This window comes from Marinobacter daqiaonensis, from assembly GCF_900115285.1.
Lineage (GTDB): Bacteria > Pseudomonadota > Gammaproteobacteria > Pseudomonadales > Oleiphilaceae > Marinobacter > Marinobacter daqiaonensis.
On the sequence record NZ_FOYW01000001.1, the window covers coordinates 835,394 to 858,322 of the forward strand.

Here is a 22,929-nt window from a genome sequence, read left to right on the forward strand (position 1 = left end):
AGCGGGCGAACGCCCGCGGGATCCGGATACAGGGACCAGCGACCCAGGGACCATATTGAAACAGCTTTTCCGTAACCGCCTGTCCTATCGCCTCACACGCAACACGGTGCTGCTCGCCATGGCCGTGGGGCTTGTCCTCAACCTGATCCAGGTTACGGTGGAATACCACGCCACCCGGGCCTTCATGGATCAGGACGTGAAGGCGTTGATGGAAATAAGTCACAGCCCCGCCTCCCAGATCGCCTACAATATCGACACCCGCCTGGCCAATGAGCTGCTTGAGGGCATGCTGCACCACCCGGCGGTTATTGATGCCCGCATTCTCGACCCGGAACAGCGCACTCTTGCCGCCGCCAGCCGCGGCAGCGGGGATACCCGTTACCGCTGGCTCAGCAATCTGCTGTTCGGGGAGACCCGGCGCTATTCCCTGCCCCTGGAAGTAAGCGACCTGCGGGAAATTGAACTGGGCCACCTAGTGGTGACCGTCTCAACCACCCACTATGGCAACATTTTTCTTTCCCGGGCCAGCTTTATCCTGATCAGCGGCATCCTCAAAAGCCTGGCGCTTTCGCTGCTGCTGCTGGTGGTGTTCTACCTGGTGCTCACCAAGCCGATGCTGCGGGTGATCAAAAGCCTCCAGGAAGTAAAGGATGCCCCTGAGAAGGCACGCCTGCCGGTCCCCGGCTCCCACGAGCGAGACGAGATCGGCAGCATGGTGGCCATCATCAACCACCACCTGGAAACCGTCGATGCCTCCCTGAGTCAGCTGCGGGCGGTGGAAAGCCAGATGAAGGATTACTCCGGCCAGCTGGAACGGGAGGTGGAGGACCGGACCCGGGAAATATCGGAAAAGAACCAGGCGCTGCAGCGGAGCAACCGCGCCCTGGTCCGGGCCAAGGAAGACGCGGTTCGCCGGGCCCAGACCCGCGCCCGGTTCCTTGCCAGCATGAGCCATGAGATCCGCACCCCGCTCAATGGGGTACTGGGCATGCTGGAACTGGCCCTGGAAGGCGATCTGCAGCCGGCCCAACGGCATCAGCTTGAAATCGCCCAGGGAGCGGGACAGGGCCTGCTGAACCTGCTCAACGATATCCTGGACATTTCCAAGGTGGAAGCCGGCAAACTGGACCTGGAGGTGATTTCCTTCGACCTGCGCAAGCTGGTCCAGGAGTGCGCCACCATCCATTACGAGCAGGCCAGGCGCAAGGGCCTGGAGTTCGAGACCAGGCTGGAATCGGATCTGGCTTCCCGTTATCTCGGTGACCCAACACGCATCCGGCAGGTGATCAACAACCTGCTGGCCAATGCCATCAAGTTTACCGAGAGCGGCCGGGTTTCCATTCACCTGGCCCAGACCCCGGAGGGTGTTCGCCTGGAGGTTCGCGATACCGGCATCGGTATGTCACGGGAGGCGCTCCACCGGATCTTTTCCCCCTTTTCACAGGCCGACTCCGATACCACGCGGCGCTATGGAGGCACCGGCCTTGGCCTGGCACTCTGCCAGCAGCTGGTGGAGCGCATGCATGGCCAGATACAGGTCGATTCCAGGGCCGGCCAAGGTACCTGGTTCACCGTGTCGCTACCGTTGCCGGAAGATCGCAGCGTGCCCGCCGGTGACCCGCTTGATATGAAGCAGGCCACCAACAGCCATCCCAACGGCCTACAGGGCTGTCGTATTCTGCTGGTGGAGGACAACCGGGTAAACCAGATTGTGGCATCGGGCCTGTTACAGAAAATGGGCCATGAGGTGGACCATGCCGACAATGGCGAGCGGGCCCTGTCTGCACTCTCCCTCAAGCCCTATGACCTGGTGCTGATGGATTGCCAGATGCCGGTAATGGATGGCTACGAGGCCACCCGGCGGATACGCGAGAAAGCCGAGTGGCGTGACCTGCCGGTGGTAGCGGTTACCGCCAACGTCATGTCCGGTGACCGGGACGCCTGCCTGGCGGCCGGCATGAACGACTACATCACCAAACCCTACAACCGCCGGGTGCTGGAGGATGTGATCCGGCGCTGGGTCAGCTGCGCTCCGCCCGGTTAACCATGCGAACAGGGGCTGGCTTCAGGTGGATTCTTCAAGACGGTTGAGTAACGCCCGCAGGTCATCCCTTAGCTGACCCGCTTCCGCGGCATCCATTCCCAGCTCGCACAGAAGGCGCTCGGGCACTTTCCTCGCCCGGTCGTGCAGTTCCGCGCCTGCCTCGGCCAGGGCCACCGTCACCACTCTCTCATCCTCGGGAGAGCGGCGCCGGGTGATCAGGCCACGCTGCTCCAGGCGGCGCAGCAATGGCGTCAGAGTCCCGGAATCCAGTCGCAGCCTTTCGCCGATTTCAGAAACCCGGGGCGTTTCGCCCCGGCCATCGGCTTCCCACATGACCAGCATCACCAGGTACTGGGGATATGTCAGATCCAACTCCGCCAGCAGTGGCCGGTACCGGCCCGTGACGGCACGGTTGAGCGCGTAAAGGGCGAAGCAGACCTGATTGTCCAGGGTGAGGAGATCGTCCTGCAGCCGGCCGTCTGCCCCGGGGGCATGATTCTTCACTTACAACAACTCCAGAATGTCCTTTCGAAGGGACTCGGGTCTGGCAGTGGGCGGGTAACGGCGTACCACCTGGCCGTCACGGCCCACCAGGAACTTGGTGAAGTTCCACTTCACCTTTTGTGACCCCATCATACCCGGCGCTTCCCGTTTTAGCAGCTCGAACAGTGGGTGGGTCCCCGGACCGTTCACCTGAAGCTTGGCGAACATGGGGAAAGTGACACCGTAATTCAGGCTACAGAACTCGCTGATCTGCTGATTCTCTCCGGGGTCCTGGCTCAGGAACTGGTTACAGGGGAAACCCAGTACCTCCAGGCCGCGGTCTCCCAACTCCTCCCGCAGCGCCTGGAGCCCCTCGAACTGGGGCGTGAAGCCACACTTGCTGGCAGTGTTCACGATCAGCAGCACCTTACCGGCGAAATCCGCCATGGGGTGCGCCTTGCCATGGATATCAGTCACCTCGATCTGGTAGATGGGCGCGGTTGGCATCGGGACTCTCCGTTGGTGAGGAACCATCATTGATGGGCTGGTGATTTTCAGCAATTATATTGTGCACAATATTTTATCACAATCCCGGTCTGAAGGATCAGTGCTAAGTTTGCGCCCTATTTGCCATTTTTCATCACAATTGCATCAGGTTCGGACTGTTTTTTTCTGCCACGGCTCCGCTAGAATGGAGGGCCTGTCCAACACGGACCGGAAATCGCCGGTCAGCCGAGCATTACTACGGGAAGACGCCTCCTATGCAGAATTACAGAAAGTCCGCCAAACTGGATAACGTATGCTACGAGATCCGTGGTCCGGTGCTGCGGGAGGCGCGTCGTCTGGAGGAAGAAGGTCACCGGGTACTAAAACTCAACATCGGCAATCCTGCAGCCTTCGAACTGGACGTACCGGAAGAAATCCAGCAGGACGTCATCTACAACCTCCACTCCGCCCAGGGCTACGTGGAGTCCAAGGGCCTGTTCTCGGCCCGCAAGGCAGTCATGCACTACTGCCAGCAGCGCGACATCGACAAGGTCGACATCGATGATATCTACCTGGGCAACGGCGTCAGTGAACTGATCGTGATGTCCATGCAGGCCTTGCTCAACACCGGGGACGAAGTACTGATACCGTCTCCCGATTACCCCCTGTGGACCGCCGCGGTCACCCTGTCCAGCGGCAAGGCGGTTCACTACCGCTGCGACGAGCAGCAGGAATGGTTCCCGGACCTGGACGACATCCGCCGCAAGATTACCAGGCGCACCAAGGCCATCGTGCTGATCAACCCCAATAACCCGACCGGTGCGGTGTATCCGAAGGAGCTGCTGGAAGAGGTGATCGAGCTGGCGCGCCAGCACAACCTGATCATCCTTTCCGACGAAATCTATGACAAGATTCTGTACGACGGTGTGGAACATGTCTCCACCGCCTCCCTGGCGGACGATGTGCTGTTCTTCACCTTTAACGGTCTGTCCAAGAACTACCGTGCCGCCGGTTACCGGTCTGGCTGGCTGATCATCAGTGGTGCCAAGCACAAGGCCAGGGACCTGATCGAGGGTATCGACATGCTGGCCTCCATGCGCCTGTGCGCCAACGTGCCGGCTCAGCTGGCAATCCAGACCGCGCTGGGGGGCTACCAGTCCATCGATGACCTGGTCGCACCAGGGGGGCGCCTGTACGAGCAGCGCGAAACCGCCTGGAGGCTTCTCAACGACATACCCGGTATCAGCTGTGTGAAACCCAAGGGGGCGCTCTACCTGTTCCCCAAACTGGACCCGGAGCGTTACCCGATCGAGAACGACGAAAAGTTCGTGCTCGATCTGCTGCTCCAGGAGCGGATCCTGCTGGTGCAGGGTTCCGGCTTCAACATTGATGACCGACAGCACCTGCGAGTGGTGTTCCTGCCCCGGGTAGACGCGCTTCAGGATGCCATCGGCCGACTGGAACGCTTCCTGTCGACCTGGGGCTGACCGGGAACAGACCTTATGGCTGACATACACATCGATGAGTTCTACCGGGACTCGGCCATTGCCCTGGTGCAGCTGTTCAGCGTATTCCCCCGCCGCATCAACCTGTTTGTGGAGGACATCGCCGGCCCCGATGAGCCCGACGAATTCGGCCTCCACAGCCCGCGCCACATGGCCTGTTTTGGCGCTCTGCTCTGGCTTGAGGAAGAGGGTCTGCTGCGTTATGTGGACACCATCCGGCAGGAAGCCCTGGACCAGGCCGTGCTGACCCATAAGGCGTTTGTCCGCCTTAACACGCCAGCCCCTCTCGACCTCACCAGCCGGCTTGACCTCCCCGAGCCGGGTGTCCCGGGCCCGGAAGACCCCCTGCCGCCGTCGGTGCGCCAGGATCGCTCGACCTGGGTTCACGTACTCCGGCAGTCCATCCGCAGCGGCCGGTCCTCCACTCTGACCACGGCCATGCAGGCGGCTTTTTTCGCTCCGATCGGGAACTGAACCGCCACGGTCCGGTCTTTTCGTCGACGCTGGCCGGTGGTGGCCGGGGGGGAGAAATGCCAGGTCATGGCAGGGGCTTGAATTTGCGACCTCCGATACCGATATTTCCGGCAGCAAACGCCAACTTCACCGAGGTTAACCCATGAGAATATTGCTGTTTCTTGCCACCAACCTGGCGGTCATCCTGGTGGCAAGCTTTACCCTGCGCCTGCTCGGTGTGGACAGTTACCTGGCCGGCACAGGCATCAACTACGGTTCGCTGTTGATATTCGCCGCCGTTTTCGGCTTCGCCGGTTCCTTTATCTCGCTGCTGATGTCCAAGTTCATCGCCAAGCGCACAACCGGGGCGCGGGTCATCGAGTCCCCCCGAACCCCCGCTGAGCGCTGGCTGGTGGACACCGTCAGGGAACTGTCGAAAGAGGCCGGCATCGATATGCCGGAAGTGGCGATCTTCCCGGCGACCCAGTCCAACGCCTTCGCCACGGGCTGGAACAAAAATGACGCTCTGGTCGCGGTCAGCGAAGGGCTTCTGCAACGCTTCAGCAAGGAGGAGATCCGGGCGGTGCTGGGGCACGAGATTGGCCATGTGGCCAACGGTGACATGGTAACGCTGGCATTGATCCAGGGTGTGGTGAATACCTTTGTGATCTTTGCGGCCCGGGTCATCGGCTCCATCGTCGACCGTGTGATATTCAAGAACGAAAGTGGCCACGGCATCGGCTTCTTCGTGGTGAGTATCGCCGCCGAGATCGTTCTGGGCATCCTCGCCAGCACCATCGTTTTCTGGTTCTCACGCCGGCGGGAATTCCGGGCGGATATCGCAGGCGCCCAACTGGCCGGACGCGGCGCCATGATCAATGCCCTGGCACGGCTGAAAAAAGAGTCTGAAATGCCGGACCAGATGCCGGACAGCCTGCAGGCCTTCGGTATCAACAGGGGTCGTCGTGACGGACTGGCCGCGCTTTTCATGACCCACCCGCCACTGGAGCGGAGGATTGAGGCCCTTCAGCAGGCCAACCTCAGCTGATCTGAAAACCCGCGGCCGCCAGCAGGCGGCCGCCATCCGAGCCCGGCGTGCTCTGAATCTTCAGGCTGCCGGGCTCCCGCCTTACCGGATAGTTGCGGCGCAAACCGTCGAAAGCCTGACCCAGTGCCAGGCCTCCCGCGCTGGCCTGATCTACCGCCCGACGCAACCGGGCATCATCGTCCCGGGGGTCGTAGCAGGCCATCAGCGCCCGGTGCACCGCCTCAACCGGCTCGATATCCGGGGCGAAAGCCATGGCCGTCACCGGCGGCTCCGGTAACAACTCCTCGGTTGTCAGAGGCAACTGACGCCCAAGCCATAGGTGCAGTGCCCTGGCAACCATTTCCGTGCCACGACACTTACCCTCCAGACTGTAGCCGGCGATATGGGGCGTTGCCAGCCAGCAATGGTCCAGCAGTTCCGTCAGCGGCTCCGGCTCGTGTTCCCAGACGTCCAGCGCCACGGTTGGCGACTGCGTTCCCCCCAGACGGGCCAGCAAGGCCCGGTTATCGATAACGGCACCACGTCCGCTGTTGATCAGCAGCTGGTTCGGGCCCAGGCTGGCCAGACGATCCGAATTCAGAAGGTGGTGGGTCGGGCACTCGCCGGTCGTGGTCAGCGGCGTGTGGAGGCTGACCACATCGCAGGCCAGCACCTGTTCAAGGGAGGCAAAGGGAAGCCCGGCGCCAGCGGACTGCCTGGGTGGATCGCTGACCCGCACCCTGGCACCCAGGGCCTGAAGCCGGCCCACCAGGGCTCCGCCAACATTGCCCGCGCCGACCACACCCACGGTCAGGCCTTCGAAGCCCTCCCGCTGGCACCGTCTGAGATAAAGGGAAATAACGCCAAGCACGTACTGCACAACGCTGCTGGCATTGCACCCCGGCGCCGAGGCGAAGGCAATGCCCTGGCGCTCAAGCCACGGGATATCCACATGATCCGTGCCAATGGTGGCGGTACCCACGAAACGGACCGGGGTACCGGCCAGGAGAGACTCATTGACCGAGGTGACCGAGCGTACCAGCAGTGCATCCGCATTCATCAGCTGGCTTCGGGTAAGGCGGCGGCCATTGGCCCGCTCAACCGTGCCAAGGCCCTCGACGAACGCGCCGAGAAGCGGAATGTTCTCATCGGCAACAATGTGCATGGCTGCTGTGCTCTCCAACCGCGGTCCCGGCCTCCGGGCCACCCGGGATCGCCGTGCCCGGTTGCCCGCTACCGTCTACTGACGCGGGCGGGAACGGCCGCCCTGCCCCTGGCGGCCACGGTTGCCGCCACGGGGACCACCACCGGAGCGGCGAGCACCCCGGCGACGCTGGATCGGCGGTTTCTCCAAAGGCTGCATCAGCTCCTCATCCGGAACCGTGGTCTCGAGCTTCTGGCTGATGTAGGTTTCGATGGACGGCAGCGCGAAGGAGTCGTCCTCGCTGGCGAAACTGATGGATACGCCGTGCTCACCGGCCCGCCCGGTGCGACCGATGCGGTGAACATAGTCCTCGGCGTTGTCAGGCAGATTGTAGTTGAACACGTGGGTTACCCCTTCCACGTGAATGCCACGGCCTGCGACATCGGTGGCCACCAGCACCTGAATCTCGCCATTCTTGAACTGGTCGAGGGTCTTCAGACGCTTGTTCTGGGCGATCTCGCCCGACATCAGCGCCACCTTGACGCCCTGATTCTTCAGGTCTTCCTCAAGGTCCCGACACTGGTCGCGGCGATTGGCGAAGACGATGGCCTTCTCCACTTCCGGACGCTTGAGATAGTTCACCAGTACCGGCAGCTTTTCTTCCTCCGAAACCAGGTAGACCGTCTGTTTGACCCGCTCGGCGGTCTTCTGCTGGGGCTCGATCTCGATAAATTCCGCGCCATGGGTCCACATTGACGCCAGATTGAGCACATCCTGATTGAAGGTGGCACTGAACAGCAGGGTCTGCCGGTCATCCTTCGGAGGGCAGCGGCGGATGATCCGCTTGACGTCCGGGATAAAGCCCATGTCCAGCATCCGGTCCGCCTCGTCCAGGATCAGCAGGTCGACCTGGTCAAGAAACACATCCTGAGAGCCCAGGAAGTCGATCAGCCGGCCCGGCGTGGCCACCAGGATGTCCACAATCTCGTTCTGGAGCACGTCCCGCTGCTTGTCATAGTTCATGCCGCCAACGACGGATACAACCCGGTGGCCGGTGGCGTCGCACAGTTGCTCGGCATCCTTGGCGATCTGCATGGCCAGCTCGCGGGTGGGGGCCAGCGCCAGTACCCGGGGTTCGGAGGCGAAACGTTCGCTGTCCGGGATCGGTGTTTCCAGCAGCGTCTGGATAGCGGTGATCAGGAAGGCAGCGGTTTTGCCGGTTCCGGTCTGGGCCTGGCCGATCAGGTCGTGGCAGGCCAGTGTGTAAGGCAGGGTTTCCGCCTGAATGGGCGTGCAATACTCAAACCCAATGCCGTTAATGGCATCCAGCAGTCGTTTGTCCAGGCGAAGGTCAGCAAAGCGGGTGCCACTGTGTTTTACACCCTCGACTGCCTGCGAGCTGGCCTCGGTATCGGGCTGGCTGTCAGAAGTGGCTGTGGATTCAGGTGATTGCGTCATAGGCTTCATTGTCTCTTATGGAATAATGTGCCTGGCCGCGGGCATTCGCCGCCAGGTGGATGTTCTGTTGGTGCCAGCACCGGAAGTCGGCATCGTCGGTGCCATAGAACTCCCGCAGCGCTTCGAGAAATTGTCCGGCCCGCTCCGGAAGGCCGTTTTCCAGATAGTAGCAGGCCTGTCGGAATACACGACCGTGAAAGCCATCTTCATCGATGGCGCCACCGCCCTCAAGGTTATCAACACTGATGTGGAACCGGCTACGGCAGGCCACCGCGAACAGCCATTCCAGTGCCTGGGGCTTTACCTCCACCTTCTCGAACTCCCGCTGCTGGTCGGACGTGCGACCGTCCGGGCAATACCAGTATCCGTAATCCGGCAGTGTGCGGCGATGTGCCCCGGCGATGCACCAGTGGCTGATCTCGTGGAGGGCACTGGCGAAATAGCCATGGGCGAAGACCACCCGGGCGTAATCGCCAGCGGAAGACGCCGGCAGGTACTCGGGCTCTTCGCCGCCGCGAACCAGTTCCGTTCTCCGGGTTTCACGGAACAATCTGTTAAACAGTGTGACGAGGTCTTCTGGACGGTGATTCATGGGTCCGCTATTGTGCGGCTTTAACGCCCTGATTTCCAGCGACATGTATGCTTCAGCAGAATAAGGGAACTTAACCGGAATTCCCCAGTCCCTTTTCCCGGTTTACAAAACTTTTCCCGTTCACCAGGCCGAACCGTAACCGATGCCAGACAAAGCGATCCCCTGTTCCGCAATCCTCCGGTTGCTGTTGCTTTTAACCAGCGTCCTTCTCGCCAGCCACGCCCTTGCGTTCACCAGCGGTGGCCTGGGCGGCAAGCAGGATTTTCTGCCGGTGGACGAGGCCCTTCCCTTCAGTTATACCACCACCGAGTCCGGGGTGTTGTTACGCTGGGATCTCGCCCCGGAGCACTACCTTTACCGTGGGAGGATCTCCGTCACCTCGGCAACAGAAGGCGTTGAGATCTCCGAGCCCGAGTTTTCGCTCCCTGGTGTTGATACCGAAGACCCCTATTTCGGCACGGTCACCGTATTCTACGATCCGGTGGAGGCGCGGGTGGAACTCGACCTGCCGCAGGGAACCCGCGAGGCCGACCTTCAGGTAACCTACCAGGGCTGCGCCGAGGCGGGGTTATGCTATCCGCCCCAGACCCGGGACGTGCTGTATTATGCCTCCGACGACAGCCGCGGAGACCCCGGGGTGGTCGCCGCCGGGGGAACGGCAGCCGGTGTCACCGGTTCACCGGATGGTGGTAACGCGGACCTGAGCTCGGCAACGGGACTCGCGGGCTTTCTTTCACAACAGTCCACGCTGATGATCGCGCTGGTGTTCTTCGCCCTGGGACTGGGCCTGACCTTCACGCCGTGCGTGCTGCCCATGGTGCCCATCATCTCCACCCTGGTCTCCAGTCACAACACCCGCAGCACGGCCCAGGCTCTGCTACTGGCCGTCAGTTACGTGCTCGGCATGGCGCTCACCTATGCCAGCGCCGGGGTCATTACCGGGCTGCTGGGGGCAAGCTTCAATCTTCAGGCCCACCTCCAGTCGCCCTGGGTGCTGGGCACGTTCGCCGCCCTGTTCACCCTGTTTGCCCTGGCCATGTTCAATGTTTTTGACCTTCAGTTACCCCAGAGCATCCAGAACCGCTTGAATCAGGCCAGCCAGCGCCTCAGCGGAGGCCGACTGGCCAGCGTCTTCGGCATCGGCGCCCTGTCGGCGCTGGTGGTCTCACCCTGCGTGACAGCCCCACTGGCCGGCAGCCTGCTTTACATCAGCACTACCCAGGACGCAGTGATAGGGGGCGTTGCCCTGTTCGCCCTCGGCCTTGGCATGGGCGTGCCACTGATCCTGGTGGCCGTGGGTGGCCGCAAGCTGTTGCCCAAGACCGGCTCCTGGATGAACGTGGTCAAGGCCTTTTACGGGGTCATGCTGCTGGCGGTGGCCGTGTGGCTGCTGGAGCGTCTGGTGCCGGCGTGGCTGGCACTTACCCTGTGGGGCCTGCTGGCGGCGATCACCGGTGTTCAACTGGGTGCATTCGATCAGGCCCGGGCTGGCTGGCAGCGCACCTGGAAAGGGCTCGGGCTGGTCATGTTTGCATGGGGCCTGGCTCTGCTGGCAGGGGCGCTGAGTGGAGCCAGCGACCCGGCAAGGCCACTGGCACCGTTCATGGCATCCGGCAGTGCGGGGACCACTGGTGCGACGCCCACCCATGCCGCTTTTCAGCGGGTTGAAAGCCCGGACCAGGTCCGCGCGCTGCTGACCCGGGCCAGCGAACGGGGACAGCCAGTGGTGCTGGACTTCTATGCGGACTGGTGCATCTCGTGCAAGGTAATGGAACGCAACGTCTTCAGTGATCCAGCGGTGATCGCGGCCATGGAGCCCTACGCCCTGCTGCAGATCGACATGACAGACAACACCCCCGAGCAACAGGCACTGCTGGATGAGCTCGGGCTGTTCGGTCCGCCCGCCGTTCTGTTTTACGGGCGGTCCGGCGAGGAAACACCCGACCTGCGGGTGTTGGGGGAAATGAACCGGTCGCAGTTCCTGACGCATCTGGACAAGGTCGGGCGGGCTCTCTAGTGCCCCCTGCGGATCCAGAAACGGTACTCGTCCGCTGCCTCTTCCTGATCCAGAAGCTCATGATCCAGAAACTGGCAGAACCGCGGTATGTCCCGGGTGGTGGAAGGATCCGTGGCTACCACCCTCAGGATTCCGCCAACCGGCACCTCGACTATCCTGGTATGCAGCATCATGACCGGCTCCGGACACATCAGGCCCCTGGTGTCCAGTTCCGCGTCCTGCTTTGGCGTGTCTGTCATGGTATCTCCCGGCCTGCAGGTCCGGTGCCCGGTTGGTTCAACTCAAGTCGAACAGACCGACGCCAGCCCGTGGATTTTTCTGTGTCAGCTGCTAAATTACTGTTTAGGTAGAGCAATTTTAAACCACGACGGGCCAGCAACGATAGAGTTACGAGGTAGCCATGATTCGCGTATTGATTGAACGCCACATTGCCGAATCCCTTGAATCCGCCTATGAGGAACGCTCTCGCTGGATTCTCCAGAATGCCGTGTCCGCACCCGGCTTCATTTCCGGGGAAACGCTTGCGAACACCAAGGACCCCAATCACCGAATCACTCTCGCCAACTGGCGAACAGAGGCGGACTGGGACCGCTGGTACCATTCCGAAGAACGCCAGCAGCTGCTCAATGATCTCCAGCCGATGATGGATCAGGACGAGAGAATCACCATCCTGCGGCAGTGCTGATCACCCGGCTCCGCCAGCTCAGTCCGTGCGCTCCAGGAAACAGGTGATTTCCTCCCGGTCGTGGTAAAGCTGGCGAGCGGTAAGGCGGATGCCAAAAGGCGCGTCCGCCAGACGCTCCTGAATCAGCTCCCGGCAGGCCAGCCATTCCTCGTATCGTTTCTTCATCGGCAACTTGAGATTAAATACGCTGTACCGGCACAACTGACCGCCGAACCAGTCACTGACCATGGCGGCCGTCCGGCGGGGCTTGTCCACAATGTCACAGACCATCCAGTCCACGGCGCGACGGGGCTTCCAGGCATAGCCGTCCGCCTGAACGTGAGTCACCAGACCCGACGCCATCAATGCCTGATCCATGGGGCCATTGTCCACCGCAGTCACCTGCATGCCCTGGCGAACCAGCTGCCAGGTCCAGCCACCCGGAGCCGCGCCGAGATCCACGGCGGTCTTGCCGCCGCCCAGATAATCCAGTTGACGCTCGGCGGGCAGCATTGCCTTCCACGCCTCTTCCAGTTTGAGGGCCGAGCGACTTGGAGCCGATGCCGGCAAACGCAGCCGGGGAATGCCCATGGGCCACCTCGAGCGGTTGCCGGCGAGGCTGACACCCAGCAGGACGGTTTCGAAATCGATCAGCAGAAGCTCCAGCCGGTCCGGCGCGTTCGCATCTCCGGTATCGGCGATCATGCCGGCCCCCCGCAGCCCTTTTGACAGCGGCGCCACCCACTTCCGGGCAAATCGACCCAGATCGGGATCGGTACTGTTTTCAGGTATCCTCACTTCGACCCGGTCGCAGCCGTGCACCGACACACCCCCGTCCCGGATAGCCCCGACAACGGCGCCTACCCTATCTTCGGGGGGGAGCGCAATCTCCGCCACCAGGAGCAGCCAGTCACGGACAAACACCAGATCCGCCAATGGCAGACGATCCAACAACTCCGCCCCGCTGAGCCCTCCCGACAGGTTGAAGATCAGCCAGCCCGTCGCTCCCCGGGGCTCAAAGTATCCCCACGCGCCCACTTCAGCGGCGGCGTCGGTGAGTTCACGACCCGCCTCGGTTTCAAAGCCGGGGCGACAGAATAATAACAGCCGGTCGGGCGTAGCGGGCATGGGCAGTGTCCTGGTCAGAGCTGTGACGAATCGTCGGGCGCCAAGGCTACCGCATTGCGGCGACAAAATCAGCCGCGCCCCGGGCCGCCTGCAGGATCAGTTCATCCTCGCCGATACCCTGGCGCTTGAGGGGGCGAAGGTCATGATTGCCGCCTTCAAGCCAGTGCACGGTCACCCTCCCGGGCAGGGGCGGCTGGCAGGCCAGCTCCTCTGGCCTGCCAAAGGGGTCGCGGGTTCCCTGGAACACCGCCATGGGAACCTGAAGGTCGCCAAGATGCCCGGTTCGCCATCGGTCGGGCCTGCCCGGGGGATGAAACGGGTAACCAAAGCACATCACACCGTCGATTCCCTTCGCCCTGTCCGGGTCCGCCGCCAGCAGGGACGCCATTCGACCGCCCATGGATTTGCCGCCCACAAGCAGGGCCGGAGCGGTACCGATTTCCCGACGAAGGTCGGCCACCATTCGTTCGAAACAGTCCAGTAACACGGCCCGACGATCCGGGGGCCGCTTACGGCCGTCTTCCCGGAATTTCTGCATATAAGGAAACTCGAACCGCGCGACACTGAGACCATTTGTCGCAAGGGCCTTTGCCAGGGTGTCCATGAAGGGGCCCCGGCAGCCGGCTCCGGCACCGTGGGCAAGCAGGACGACGGGCGCCGGGCCCGTGCTGTGGAGGGCGGGGGAAAAAATCCAGTCGGACACAGTTCCAGTGGACTCCTTAATGTCGTGAAGCTATCTTGTTTTTTACCTGTCCGGGCCCTCCGCAAACAAGGCAGCGCCGGGACAAAACCGTAGGATCCGGCGGAAGTACCGGAATTCTTGATGAATCTCTGAAAATCCAGTGGATTATGTGACGCAGAACTTCCTGAAACATTCGCCATCACACTGATTTAGACGGGATTACGGTATCAGACAGAGTTGACCTGAGTCATTGCAAACGGGTCATCGTTTCTCCATACTTGCGCCGATTTCTTTCCCCACCCTGAATCCATTGGTAAGGCTATGAGCACTGTAGACGCAAACCTGACGTACAACTACAAGGTGGTGAAGCAGTTCGCCATCATGACAGTGGTATGGGGTATTGTGGGTATGGGCCTGGGTGTGCTGATCGCAGCGCAGCTGGCTTGGCCACAATTGAACCTCGACCTGCCCTGGACCCACTTCGGTCGCCTGCGGCCCCTGCATACCAATGCCGTGATTTTCGGTTTTGGTGGTAGTGCACTGTTTGCAACGTCCTATTACGTTGTACAGCGTACCTGTCAGGCGCGCCTGTTCTCCGATAGCCTTGCTGCCTTTACCTTCTGGGGCTGGCAGGCCATCATTGTTGCAGCCGCCATTACCCTGCCCCTGGGCCTGACTACCTCCAAGGAATACGCCGAACTGGAATGGCCGATCGATATCGCCATTGCGGTGGTGTGGGTCAGCTACGGCCTGGTGTTCTTCGGCACCATCATGAAGCGCAGCGCGCCTCACATTTATGTAGCAAACTGGTTTTATGGTGCCTTCGTCATTACTGTTGCGATATTGCATATCGGCAACAGCATGGCCCTGCCTGCCTCTGCCTTCAAATCCTACTCCGCCTATGCGGGCGTGACGGATGCCATGATGCAGTGGTGGTACGGCCACAATGCCGTAGGTTTCTTCCTGACCGCGGGATTCCTGGGCATGATGTATTATTTCGTGCCGAAACAGGCTGACCGGCCGGTCTACTCCTACCGCCTCTCCATTGTTCACTTCTGGGCCCTGATTGCCACCTATGTCTGGGCCGGCGGTCACCACCTGCATTACTCTCCGCCCTGCCTGACTGGGCCCAGACCGCGGGCATGGTCATGTCCCTGATTCTACTGGCCCCCTCCTGGGGTGGCATGATCAACGGCATGATGACCCTCTCGGGTGCCTGGCACAAACTGCGTACGGACCCGATCCTCCGCTTCCTGGTGGTCTCCCTGTCCTTCTACGGCATGTCCACCTTTGAAGGCCCGATGATGTCCATCAAGACCGTGAACGCCCTGTCCCACAATACCGACTGGACCATCGGTCACGTTCACTCCGGTGCCCTGGGCTGGGTTGCCATGATCAGTATCGGTGCCGTCTATCACCTGGTTCCGAAGCTCTGGGGCATCCGGGAGATGTACAGCACCAGCATGATCAACCTGCACTTCTGGCTGGCGACAGTGGGTACTGTTCTGTACATCGTTGCCATGTGGGTCAACGGCATCATGCAGGGCCTGATGTGGCGGGCGGTCAATGACGACGGCACCCTGACCTACAGCTTCGTGGAAGCACTTGAAGCCTCATGGGCCGGCTACGTCGTGCGCTTTATCGGTGGCGCGATCTTCCTGGCCGGTATGCTGGTCATGGCCTGGAACGTCTGGATGACCATCCGCCAGAAAGATGCCGTCGCATTGGACAACAGCGCCGCGCAGGCCGCCTGACCCGGAGAGATGTAGATGAAACACGAAATTATCGAAAAGAACATCGGTATTATGATCGTGCTGATCGTGCTCACGATCAGTGGCGGTTTCCTGGCCGAGGTGGTGCCTCTGTTCTTCTCCAAGGAAGTCAACGAGCCTGTTGCAGGCCTTGAACCTCTTAGTCCGCTGGAACTGGAAGGCCGGGATATCTACATCCGGGAAGGCTGCCACGTATGCCACACCCAGATGATCCGTCCCTTCCGGGCTGAAACGGAGCGTTACGGACACTACTCCGTTGCCGGCGAGTTCGTCTACGACCACCCCTTCCTCTGGGGCTCCAAGCGGACCGGGCCAGACCTGGCACGGGTGGGTGGTCGTTATTCCGACTCCTGGCAGCGGATGCACCTGTACGATCCCCGCAGCGTGGTACCCGAGTCCAACATGCCCGGCTTCCCCTGGCTGTTCGAGGATCGTGTAGACCACACCAAGACCGCCGGCAAGCTTAAGACTCTGCAGACACTCGGTGTTCCCTACACCGACGAGCAGATTGCCGCCGCCGAGGAAGAGGTTCGGGGTCAATTTGAAATCGATGCACTGGTCGCCTACCTGCAGCAGCTGGGTACAGTGATCTCAAGCAAGCGGTGATTCAGATGGATATCAACGATTTCCGCGGCATCCAGACCATTCTGGTCATGCTGGTCTTCTTCGGAATAGTCTGGTGGGCCTACAGCGCCCACCGCAAGAAGAAGAACGACGAAGCCGCGCAGCTTCCATTCGATGACGACGAAATCGCCGAGCGTACTGTGCAACAGGAAAAACAGGATAAGACGGAGAAGAAACAATGAGTTCCTTCTGGAGCATCTGGATCAGTGTGATCGTGCTCGGTACCATTTTTGGTTGCTGGTGGCTGCTGTGGGCCACTCGCAAGGGCCAGACTAGCGATACCGAAACCGAAAAAACCGTAGGTCACTCCTTCGATGGCATTGAGGAGTACGACAATCCCCTGCCGAAGTGGTGGTACTATCTGTTCGTGGCAACCTGTGTGTTCGCCCTCGGCTATCTTGCGCTGTACCCGGGCCTGGGTAATTTCCAGGGCTTTCTCGGCTGGAGCCAGGAAAACCAGTGGGAGGAAGAGGTCCAGCAGGCGGAGGCCCGTTTCGGCGAGCTTTACGACAAGTACGCCGACACGCCGGTCACGGAACTGGCACAGGACGACCAGGCCATGCGTATGGGCCAGCGGCTGTTCCTGAACAACTGCGCGGTCTGTCATGGGTCCGCCGGCCGTGGCTCCATCGGCTTCCCCAACCTGACCGATGACGCCTGGCTGTATGGGGGCGAGCCGGAGGATATCCTGGAAACCCTGCACAACGGGCGGCAGGGCAACATGCCTGCCAAGGGCACCATGCCCAACATGACCGCCGAGCAGGTGGACCAGGTGGTGAACTACGTTCTCAGCTTCAGTGGCCGGGAAAAGGACAAGGAAGCTGCCGAAGCCGGTGCAGAGGTATATGCCCAGGGCTGCGTGGCCTGCCACGGAGCGGATGCTGAGGGCAATAAGGCTCTCGGTGCGCCGAACCTGAAGGATGATGCCTGGCTGTACGGCAGCACCTACGAATGGATCGAGGAAACCGTGCTGTATGGCCGCCAGAACGTAATGCCCGCCCAGAGCGACCGCCTGAGCGATGCCCAGATCCAGATTCTGGCAGCCTACGTTTACCAGCTGTCCAATTGATCCAAACCGGCACCGGTTGTCCCCGGTGCCCGGTCTTTTCAACCCTGGGTCTGCTCCAGTGCGGGCCCAGGCTTGAAAGGATCCCCCCGGCCGGGATCGATGCCGCGTTGCGGACTGATCGTACGGCCAAAGCCCTCGGGAGGTAATGATGAGCAGTCAGATTCCGGTCAAACAGATAGACCCGAACACTGACGGCCCCTCCGACAACAACAAGAAAAAGCCGGAAACCGTCGATCTCTACGCCAGCCGAAAGAAGATATACGTTCGGGAAATCACCGGGCTGTTCCAGCGGATTCGCTTCTTCAGCCTGATGGCCCTGATGGGCATGTATTTCGTTTTTGTCTGGATCACCGTTGATGGCCAGCCACTGATCCTTTTTGACCTGCCCGCCCGGGAATTCCATCTCTTTGGTGCCACCTTCTATCCCCAGGACTTTTTCCTGCTGGCGGCGATGCTGATCATCAGCGCCTTCGGACTGTTTTTCATCACTACCCTGTTCGGCAGGGTCTGGTGCGGGTACACCTGCCCCCAGACCGTCTGGACCTTTATCTTCATGTGGGTGGAGGAGCGGATCGAGGGGAGCCGCAACAAGCGCATGAAACTGGACAAGGCGCCGAACTCCCCTGAAAAGATGGCAAGGAAGTCGGCGAAGCATGGTGCCTGGCTGCTTATCGCCCTGGCGACAGGCATAACCTTCGTCGGGTATTTCTATCCCATCCGCGAGTTGCTGGCTGATCTGTTCACTCTCGATGCCAACGGCTGGGCCTATTTCTGGGTGGGTTTCTTCACCGTTGCCACCTACCTCAACGCCGGCTGGATGCGGGAACAGGTATGCCTGTACATGTGCCCTTACGCCCGCTTCCAGTCCGTGATGTTTGACCGGAACACCCGGGTGGTCTCCTACGATCCCAACCGGGGCGAGCCCCGGGGCAGCCGCAAGAAGTCCGCGGACCGGGAAGAGCTTGGCCTGGGCGACTGCATAGATTGCGGCCTGTGTGTCCAGGTATGCCCGACCGGTATCGATATCCGCGACGGTCTCCAGTATGAGTGTATCGGCTGCGCCCTGTGTATCGACGCCTGCGATACGGTCATGGACAAGATGGACTATCCCCGGGGCCTGATTCGCTACACCACGGAGAACGAACTCGAGGGCCGGCCGTCAAAATTGCTGCGCCCGCGGACGTTTGGCTACGGTGCAGTGCTTGTGCTGATGATTGGCGCGGTGGCGTTCACCATTGCGACCCGGGTTCCCCTGGGCCTGGATGTCATTCGGGACCGGGGCGCGCTGTTCAGTTTCAACAGTCGCGGCCTGGTGGAGAATACCTATACCGCGAAGATCCACAACATGACGGATTCGTCCCAGGAATTCCAGGTGGCCGTCAGCGGCATCGATAGCGCCAGGCTTATTGAAGGTGATGAGCCGGTCACCGTGGACAGCGGCGAAGTCAGGTCGGTGCCCACGGTGGTGGAGGTTGACCCCGCAGAACTGGAGGATATCAACACCACCATAAGCTTCCGTGTGGAAGCCCTCGAAAATCCGCAGCTATCGGCGGAAACTGAAAGCCGATTTGTTGGTCCAAGACCCCGCTAGCCCCGTGAACGGGGCAGGGTCCTCCCGAAGATTGCAGAAGAGTCCGAGTATGTCACACAGCGCAACCGTCCAATCCGACGAAGCCAGCCGCCCCTGGTACCGCCAGCCCTGGCTCTGGTTTCTGATCCTGTTCCCGTCCATGTCGGTGGGCTACTGTATTGTCGCCATCACACTTGCCATCACCAGCGAGAACTCCATGGTGGTGGACGACTATTCCAAGCAAGGCAGGGGAATCAACCAGTCCCTGACCCGTGACATCCGGGCGGCGGAGCTGGGCCTCACCGCCACCGTCAGCCAGGGCACCCATGAGCTGTTGCTGCAGCTGGATGCTCGCGAATCCGGAGCCAGGCACCATGACTACCTGACGCTGCAGCTGTTCCACCCCACCCTCTCGGACAAGGACAGGGTGCTCCAGCTCCAGCCACAGGGTGGTGGATATTACCGCGCCCAGGTACCCGGCAACATCGAAGGCCGCTGGTACCTCGACCTGCGTGACCCCGCCAACGAATGGCGCATCAAGGGCGAAGTGAGCCTGCCCTCCAACGCCGGCTTCACGCTTCGCCCTGACGAAACGGACCGTGGCTGACATCCAGGCCTGTTACCACTGCAGTGAGCCGGTAAGGCCCGCCGAAGCCATCGTGCCCGATCCGGCAAAACCGGATCGGGCGTTTTGCTGCCATGGCTGCAGGGCCGTTTTCGAAACCATCCACGCAGAAGGTCTCGACAGTTTCTACCAGCACCGCACAGAACCGGCGGTCACTCCCCGCACTCTCACTGCCGCCGATCTCGACCGTCTCCGCCAGCTTGACCATCCAGCCGCACAGGAGTCCTTTGTCTATCCTGTAAAGGGTGGCCAGGAGGCCCAGCTGCTGGTCGGTGGCATCACCTGTGCGGCCTGTATCTGGCTGCTGGAAAAACACATCGGTCGATACCCCGGTGTGATCAGTTTCACCATCAACCATTCCACCCAGCGGGCGCGGCTGGTCTGGTCTCCGGAAGAAAGCCGTCTGAGCGACATACTGACCGGTATTCACGAGCTGGGCTACACGGCGTCGCCCTATCATGCCGACGAGGCGGAGGAAGCGCTGAAAGCGGAAAGCCGCTCCGCCATCATCCGGCTGTGTGTAGCCGGCATCGGCACCATGCAGACCATGATGCTGGCGGTGCCGCTCTACTTTGGGGTCATCAACGACCTGTCGCCGGAATTCGTCCAGCTGTTTCGCTGGTTCAGCCTGCTGGTGGCCACACCGGTGGTGCTCTACAGCGCCCGGCCTTTTTTCACCAATGCCGTGCGGGACATTCGCAGCCGCCACCTGACCATGGATGTGCCGGTGGCCACGGCGATCGGCCTGGCCTATGGCGCCAGCACCTGGGTCACCTTTACCGGTGGCGACGAGGTGTACTTCGAGTCCGTCTGCATGTTCACGTTCTTCCTGTCCCTGGGCCGCTTTATCGAGACCAGGGCCCGCTATCGGGCCGGCCTGACCGGCAAGGCGCTGGGGAACTACCAGCCCCGGGTGGCGACACGGATCACAGCCGACGGTACCGAAGTGGTCGCCGCGCATCAGCTTGCAGCAGGGGACCGGATCCAGGTAAAGCCCGGGGAAACCCTGGCGGTGGACGGCATCATCCGATCCGGTTACTCCACTCTCAACGAGGCCGCTCTTACCGGTGAATACCTGCCGGAATCCCACCACCCGGGAGACAAGGTCTTTGCCGGCAGCGTCAACGGCGAAAACCCCCTTGAAATCGAGGTTCAGTCGGCAGGGTCCCGGACCCGGCTCTCAGGCATTCTGCGAATACTGGACCGGGTGCAGTCGGAGAAGCCCCGCGTCGCCCGCATGGCCGACAGGATAGCCGCGATATTCGTCAGCCGCGTCCTGATCATCGCCCCCCTGGTCTGGATCGGCTGGTGGCTTGCCGGCGCCGACAACGCCTTTGACATCACCCTCTCGGTGTTGGTGGTCACCTGCCCCTGCGCGCTCTCGCTGGCCACGCCCACCGCCATTACCAGCGCCACCGTAAGGCTGCGCCGGCTCGGTTTTCTGCCCACCCGCGGTCACACTCTCGAATCCCTGGGCACAGTGGATACGGTGGTATTCGACAAGACCGGCACCCTGACCGAAGGCCGTCTCAACCTGGTGGCGGTGCGGACCTACGGCGATCTGGATGAAGCCTCCGCCCTTCGGGTGGCTTCCGGGCTGGAACAGCACTCGGAGCATCCCATTGCAAAGGTTTTCAGCCAGCGCGACCGGGCTGGGGTGACCTCGGTGGAAAACCACCTGGGTCAGGGTCTCGCCGGTGAACTGGACGGCGAGACGGTGGTTATCGGTCACCGGGAGTTTATCGAGGCCAGAACGGGAGTCACCATTGAACCCTCCCATGACAACCGTGGTATCGATCTCTGGCTCGCCATGGGCAGTCGTGTTGTCGCCAGCTTTGTCATCGACGACCGCGTCCGTAAGGACGCCGGCGATGCAATAACCCAGCTCCAGGCCATGGGCATCCGCACGGTCATGCTCAGCGGGGACCGGTCCGGACACGTCAAGCGAGTGGCCGGTGAGCTTGGTATCGACGAGGCGGTCGGCAGCGCCTCCCCGGAAGAAAAACTGGAGCGCCTGCAGCAACTGGCAGCTGAGGGCCGCAGGATCATGATGGTGGGGGACGGACTCAATGATCTTCCCTCCATGGCGGGAGCAACGGTTTCTGTCGCCATGGGCAGCGGTACCGACCTCACCCAGCTGAGGGCCGACGCAGTGCTTCTCAGTGGCCACCTGACCCAACTGGTGAACGCCATTGCCACCAGTGAAAAGACCCGCCGGGTGATCCGTCAGAACATGATGTGGGCCCTGGGCTACAACCTTCTTGCCCTGCCAGCTGCCGCCGCCGGCCTGGTTCCGCCCTGGCTGGCGGCCATTGGCATGTCTGCCAGTTCGCTGGTGGTGGTACTCAACGCGTTGCGGCTTGGCTACCAGCGGCGTTCCGGCCATCGTTCCGAAGAGCCCACGCTTGCGCCCCTGGCTGCGCGCTAGGTGCTCTGTATTCGTCGAATCAAACCAGGGGGGTACATCCCGTGAACATCCTGCTCATACTCATACCCATCGCCCTGTTACTGGTTACCGCCGGTGTCCTGTTGTTCAACTGGGCGGTGAAAAACGGCCAGTACGATGACCTCGATGGCCCCGCCCACCGCATTCTCTACGACGACGACAAAGACATGATTCCCGACGACGCCAAACAGCCCCGGGATCGGGAGGGTGGCCAGCCAGAGGCAGGTAAGCGCAAGGGCGGGGCCGGCGACGACGGAGACCACGGACAGCACCCGTGAACGAACTGGCCCTGAGCTATCCTGCCGCCTTCCTGATCGGCCTGCTTGGCAGCACCCATTGCCTCGGCATGTGCGGAGGCATCAGCGCGTCACTGTCCATGGCCCTCCCCGTGGGCCCGGGCTTCCGTCTGCGTCAGCTGACGATGTTGCTGGCTTTCAACGGCGGCCGAATCGGCAGTTATGTACTGATCGCGACTCTTGTGGCATTGCTCAGCGTCAGCGCCACCAATCAATGGGCCATGCTGGGACCGGTGTTGAGAGCCGGAGCAGGGATGCTGCTGATATTGATGGGCCTGTCCATGGGCCAGTGGTGGTACGGAATCCGCCACGTCGAGCGGCTCGGCGCACCGGTCTGGCGGCGGCTGCAGCCGTTGACGGCCAGAGTGCTGCCGGTCCGCAACCCGCTCCAGGCCCTGATGCTAGGTTCCCTGTGGGGATGGCTTCCATGCGGGCTGGTCTACAGCACCCTGGGCTGGGCCGTCCTTCAACCCACCACCACCGCTGCAGCCGGCACCATGCTCTTCTTCGGCCTGGGAACCCTGCCTTCCATGTTTGCCACGGGCCTGGCCGCCACCTGGATCCAGAAATTGCGAACCAACCGCTGGTTCCGCCAGTTTGCCGGCGCGATGATGGTGGGATTCGGGGTATGGACCATTCCCTGGGGGGCCTGGGTTTCCTAGCCGCGGAATCCTCGGAACTCGCGGAAGAAAAGAAAAAGCAAAGAAGATTAGCCACGAAAACCACGGAAGGAAAGACTAAATACGGCAAAGACAAAGGAAACAAAAAGCGTCTCTGGCTTTTGGAGCTTTTCCTCCGCGAGTCTCCTCGTCGTCCGTGGAAAATCTTTTTTTATTCTTTTTTT

Annotated in this window: 22 protein-coding genes and 1 pseudogene; 15 read left to right on the forward strand and 8 right to left on the reverse strand. The window is 61.4% G+C overall.

Features of this window, described 5'->3' with window-relative positions; genetic code table 11:
* Positions 1–55 precede the first annotated feature (55 nt).
* Positions 56–2,044: an ATP-binding protein gene (locus BM346_RS03870; protein ID WP_227662906.1), complete on the forward strand. Its 1,989-nt coding sequence runs from the start codon at positions 56–58 to the stop codon at positions 2,042–2,044.
* A 21-nt stretch (positions 2,045–2,065) separates the two neighbouring features.
* Here BM346_RS03870 and BM346_RS03875 read toward each other — a convergent pair whose 3' ends face one another.
* Complete coding sequence (locus BM346_RS03875) at positions 2,066–2,548, reverse strand: MarR family winged helix-turn-helix transcriptional regulator (protein ID WP_227662905.1); 483 nt, start codon at positions 2,546–2,548, stop codon at positions 2,066–2,068.
* Positions 2,549–3,034: a glutathione peroxidase gene (locus BM346_RS03880; protein ID WP_092009043.1), complete on the reverse strand. Its 486-nt coding sequence runs from the start codon at positions 3,032–3,034 to the stop codon at positions 2,549–2,551.
* Positions 3,035–3,288: 254 nt separating this feature from the next.
* Here BM346_RS03880 and BM346_RS03885 point away from each other — a divergent pair, with 254 nt between their 5' ends.
* From BM346_RS03885 to htpX, 3 genes are all read left to right on the forward strand, one after another.
* Positions 3,289–4,500 carry a pyridoxal phosphate-dependent aminotransferase gene (locus BM346_RS03885; protein ID WP_092009045.1) on the forward strand — a complete coding sequence of 404 codons (1,212 nt, stop codon included), beginning with the start codon at positions 3,289–3,291 and terminating at the stop codon, positions 4,498–4,500.
* A 15-nt stretch (positions 4,501–4,515) separates the two neighbouring features.
* Positions 4,516–4,992: a hypothetical protein gene (locus tag BM346_RS03890; RefSeq protein WP_092009047.1), complete on the forward strand. Its 477-nt coding sequence runs from the start codon at positions 4,516–4,518 to the stop codon at positions 4,990–4,992.
* 142 nt (positions 4,993–5,134) lie between these two features.
* Positions 5,135–6,019 (forward strand): protease HtpX, encoded by an 885-nt coding sequence (gene htpX, locus BM346_RS03895; protein ID WP_092009049.1) that lies wholly within the window; start codon positions 5,135–5,137, stop codon positions 6,017–6,019.
* Here htpX and BM346_RS03900 read toward each other — a convergent pair.
* The 3 genes from BM346_RS03900 to BM346_RS03910 form a co-directional block, all read right to left on the reverse strand.
* A complete protein-coding gene (locus BM346_RS03900; RefSeq protein WP_092009051.1) occupies positions 6,012–7,163 on the reverse strand; it encodes a 4-phosphoerythronate dehydrogenase in 1,152 nt (383 codons plus the stop codon). The two genes, htpX and BM346_RS03900, sit on opposite strands and share 8 nt — an antisense overlap.
* A gap of 75 nt (positions 7,164–7,238) precedes the next feature.
* Positions 7,239–8,600, reverse strand: a complete 1,362-nt coding sequence (locus BM346_RS03905; RefSeq protein ID WP_092009053.1) for a DEAD/DEAH box helicase — start codon at positions 8,598–8,600, stop codon at positions 7,239–7,241.
* On the reverse strand, positions 8,584–9,192 hold the full coding sequence (locus BM346_RS03910) for an elongation factor P hydroxylase (protein ID WP_092009055.1): 609 nt from the start codon (positions 9,190–9,192) through the stop codon (positions 8,584–8,586). Before BM346_RS03910 ends, BM346_RS03905 begins: the two co-directional genes overlap by 17 nt.
* 142 nt (positions 9,193–9,334) lie before the next feature.
* On the opposite strand from BM346_RS03910, the gene dsbD reads away from it, so the two are divergent.
* The gene (gene dsbD / locus BM346_RS03915) at positions 9,335–11,209 is read left to right on the forward strand and encodes a protein-disulfide reductase DsbD (RefSeq protein WP_092009057.1); all 1,875 of its coding nucleotides are present in this window, start codon (positions 9,335–9,337) and stop codon (positions 11,207–11,209) included.
* On the opposite strand, the gene tusA is transcribed toward dsbD, so the two are convergent.
* Positions 11,206–11,448: a sulfurtransferase TusA gene (tusA, locus tag BM346_RS03920; RefSeq protein ID WP_092009059.1), complete on the reverse strand. Its 243-nt coding sequence runs from the start codon at positions 11,446–11,448 to the stop codon at positions 11,206–11,208. The genes dsbD and tusA overlap by 4 nt on opposite strands.
* Before the next feature lie 161 nt (positions 11,449–11,609).
* Between tusA and BM346_RS03925 the strand changes: the two genes are divergently transcribed.
* A complete protein-coding gene (locus BM346_RS03925; protein WP_092009061.1) occupies positions 11,610–11,894 on the forward strand; it encodes an antibiotic biosynthesis monooxygenase family protein in 285 nt (94 codons plus the stop codon).
* Between the two features lie 18 nt (positions 11,895–11,912).
* On the opposite strand, the gene rlmM is transcribed toward BM346_RS03925, so the two are convergent.
* The gene (gene rlmM, locus BM346_RS03930) at positions 11,913–13,001 is read right to left on the reverse strand and encodes a 23S rRNA (cytidine(2498)-2'-O)-methyltransferase RlmM (protein WP_092009063.1); all 1,089 of its coding nucleotides are present in this window, start codon (positions 12,999–13,001) and stop codon (positions 11,913–11,915) included.
* 46 nt (positions 13,002–13,047) lie between these two features.
* Positions 13,048–13,704: an alpha/beta family hydrolase gene (locus BM346_RS03935; protein ID WP_092009065.1), complete on the reverse strand. Its 657-nt coding sequence runs from the start codon at positions 13,702–13,704 to the stop codon at positions 13,048–13,050.
* A gap of 300 nt (positions 13,705–14,004) precedes the next feature.
* On the opposite strand from BM346_RS03935, the pseudogene ccoN reads away from it, so the two are divergent.
* From ccoN to BM346_RS03980, 9 genes and pseudogenes are all read left to right on the forward strand, one after another.
* Positions 14,005–15,437, forward strand: a pseudogene (ccoN, locus tag BM346_RS03940) (cytochrome-c oxidase, cbb3-type subunit I).
* Positions 15,438–15,452: 15 nt separating this feature from the next.
* Positions 15,453–16,061, forward strand: coding sequence for a cytochrome-c oxidase, cbb3-type subunit II (gene ccoO / locus BM346_RS03945; protein ID WP_092009067.1), 609 nt, complete (start codon positions 15,453–15,455; stop codon positions 16,059–16,061).
* A gap of 5 nt (positions 16,062–16,066) precedes the next feature.
* Complete coding sequence (locus BM346_RS03950; protein ID WP_092009069.1) at positions 16,067–16,261, forward strand: cbb3-type cytochrome oxidase subunit 3; 195 nt, start codon at positions 16,067–16,069, stop codon at positions 16,259–16,261.
* A complete protein-coding gene (ccoP, locus tag BM346_RS03955) occupies positions 16,258–17,148 on the forward strand; it encodes a cytochrome-c oxidase, cbb3-type subunit III (protein WP_092009071.1) in 891 nt (296 codons plus the stop codon). Before BM346_RS03950 ends, ccoP begins: the two co-directional genes overlap by 4 nt.
* A 148-nt stretch (positions 17,149–17,296) precedes the next feature.
* Positions 17,297–18,739 (forward strand): cytochrome c oxidase accessory protein CcoG, encoded by a 1,443-nt coding sequence (gene ccoG, locus BM346_RS03960; protein WP_092009073.1) that lies wholly within the window; start codon positions 17,297–17,299, stop codon positions 18,737–18,739.
* A gap of 49 nt (positions 18,740–18,788) precedes the next feature.
* Positions 18,789–19,325 (forward strand): FixH family protein, encoded by a 537-nt coding sequence (locus BM346_RS03965; RefSeq protein WP_092009075.1) that lies wholly within the window; start codon positions 18,789–18,791, stop codon positions 19,323–19,325.
* Positions 19,318–21,771, forward strand: coding sequence for a heavy metal translocating P-type ATPase (locus BM346_RS03970; RefSeq protein WP_227662904.1), 2,454 nt, complete (start codon positions 19,318–19,320; stop codon positions 21,769–21,771). Before BM346_RS03965 ends, BM346_RS03970 begins: the two co-directional genes overlap by 8 nt.
* Positions 21,772–21,812: 41 nt before the next feature.
* Positions 21,813–22,067: a cbb3-type cytochrome oxidase assembly protein CcoS gene (gene ccoS, locus BM346_RS03975; RefSeq protein ID WP_092009076.1), complete on the forward strand. Its 255-nt coding sequence runs from the start codon at positions 21,813–21,815 to the stop codon at positions 22,065–22,067.
* The gene (locus BM346_RS03980) at positions 22,064–22,747 is read left to right on the forward strand and encodes a sulfite exporter TauE/SafE family protein (protein WP_092009078.1); all 684 of its coding nucleotides are present in this window, start codon (positions 22,064–22,066) and stop codon (positions 22,745–22,747) included. The genes ccoS and BM346_RS03980 overlap by 4 nt, the downstream gene beginning before the upstream one ends.
* Positions 22,748–22,929: the final 182 nt, after the last annotated feature.

Coding starts and splice junctions, on each gene's coding strand:
- BM346_RS03880 (WP_092009043.1), bottom strand. CDS start 3,034: ATGCCAACCGCGCCCATCTACCAGATCGAGGTGACTGATATCCATGGC.
- BM346_RS03885 (WP_092009045.1), top strand. CDS start 3,289: ATGCAGAATTACAGAAAGTCCGCCAAACTGGATAACGTATGCTACGAG.
- BM346_RS03890 (WP_092009047.1), top strand. CDS start 4,516: ATGGCTGACATACACATCGATGAGTTCTACCGGGACTCGGCCATTGCC.
- htpX (WP_092009049.1), top strand. CDS start 5,135: ATGAGAATATTGCTGTTTCTTGCCACCAACCTGGCGGTCATCCTGGTG.
- BM346_RS03900 (WP_092009051.1), bottom strand. CDS start 7,163: ATGCACATTGTTGCCGATGAGAACATTCCGCTTCTCGGCGCGTTCGTC.
- BM346_RS03905 (WP_092009053.1), bottom strand. CDS start 8,600: ATGACGCAATCACCTGAATCCACAGCCACTTCTGACAGCCAGCCCGAT.
- BM346_RS03910 (WP_092009055.1), bottom strand. CDS start 9,192: ATGAATCACCGTCCAGAAGACCTCGTCACACTGTTTAACAGATTGTTC.
- dsbD (WP_092009057.1), top strand. CDS start 9,335: ATGCCAGACAAAGCGATCCCCTGTTCCGCAATCCTCCGGTTGCTGTTG.
- tusA (WP_092009059.1), bottom strand. CDS start 11,448: ATGACAGACACGCCAAAGCAGGACGCGGAACTGGACACCAGGGGCCTG.
- BM346_RS03925 (WP_092009061.1), top strand. CDS start 11,610: ATGATTCGCGTATTGATTGAACGCCACATTGCCGAATCCCTTGAATCC.
- rlmM (WP_092009063.1), bottom strand. CDS start 13,001: ATGCCCGCTACGCCCGACCGGCTGTTATTATTCTGTCGCCCCGGCTTT.
- ccoO (WP_092009067.1), top strand. CDS start 15,453: ATGAAACACGAAATTATCGAAAAGAACATCGGTATTATGATCGTGCTG.
- BM346_RS03950 (WP_092009069.1), top strand. CDS start 16,067: ATGGATATCAACGATTTCCGCGGCATCCAGACCATTCTGGTCATGCTG.
- ccoP (WP_092009071.1), top strand. CDS start 16,258: ATGAGTTCCTTCTGGAGCATCTGGATCAGTGTGATCGTGCTCGGTACC.
- ccoG (WP_092009073.1), top strand. CDS start 17,297: ATGAGCAGTCAGATTCCGGTCAAACAGATAGACCCGAACACTGACGGC.
- BM346_RS03965 (WP_092009075.1), top strand. CDS start 18,789: ATGTCACACAGCGCAACCGTCCAATCCGACGAAGCCAGCCGCCCCTGG.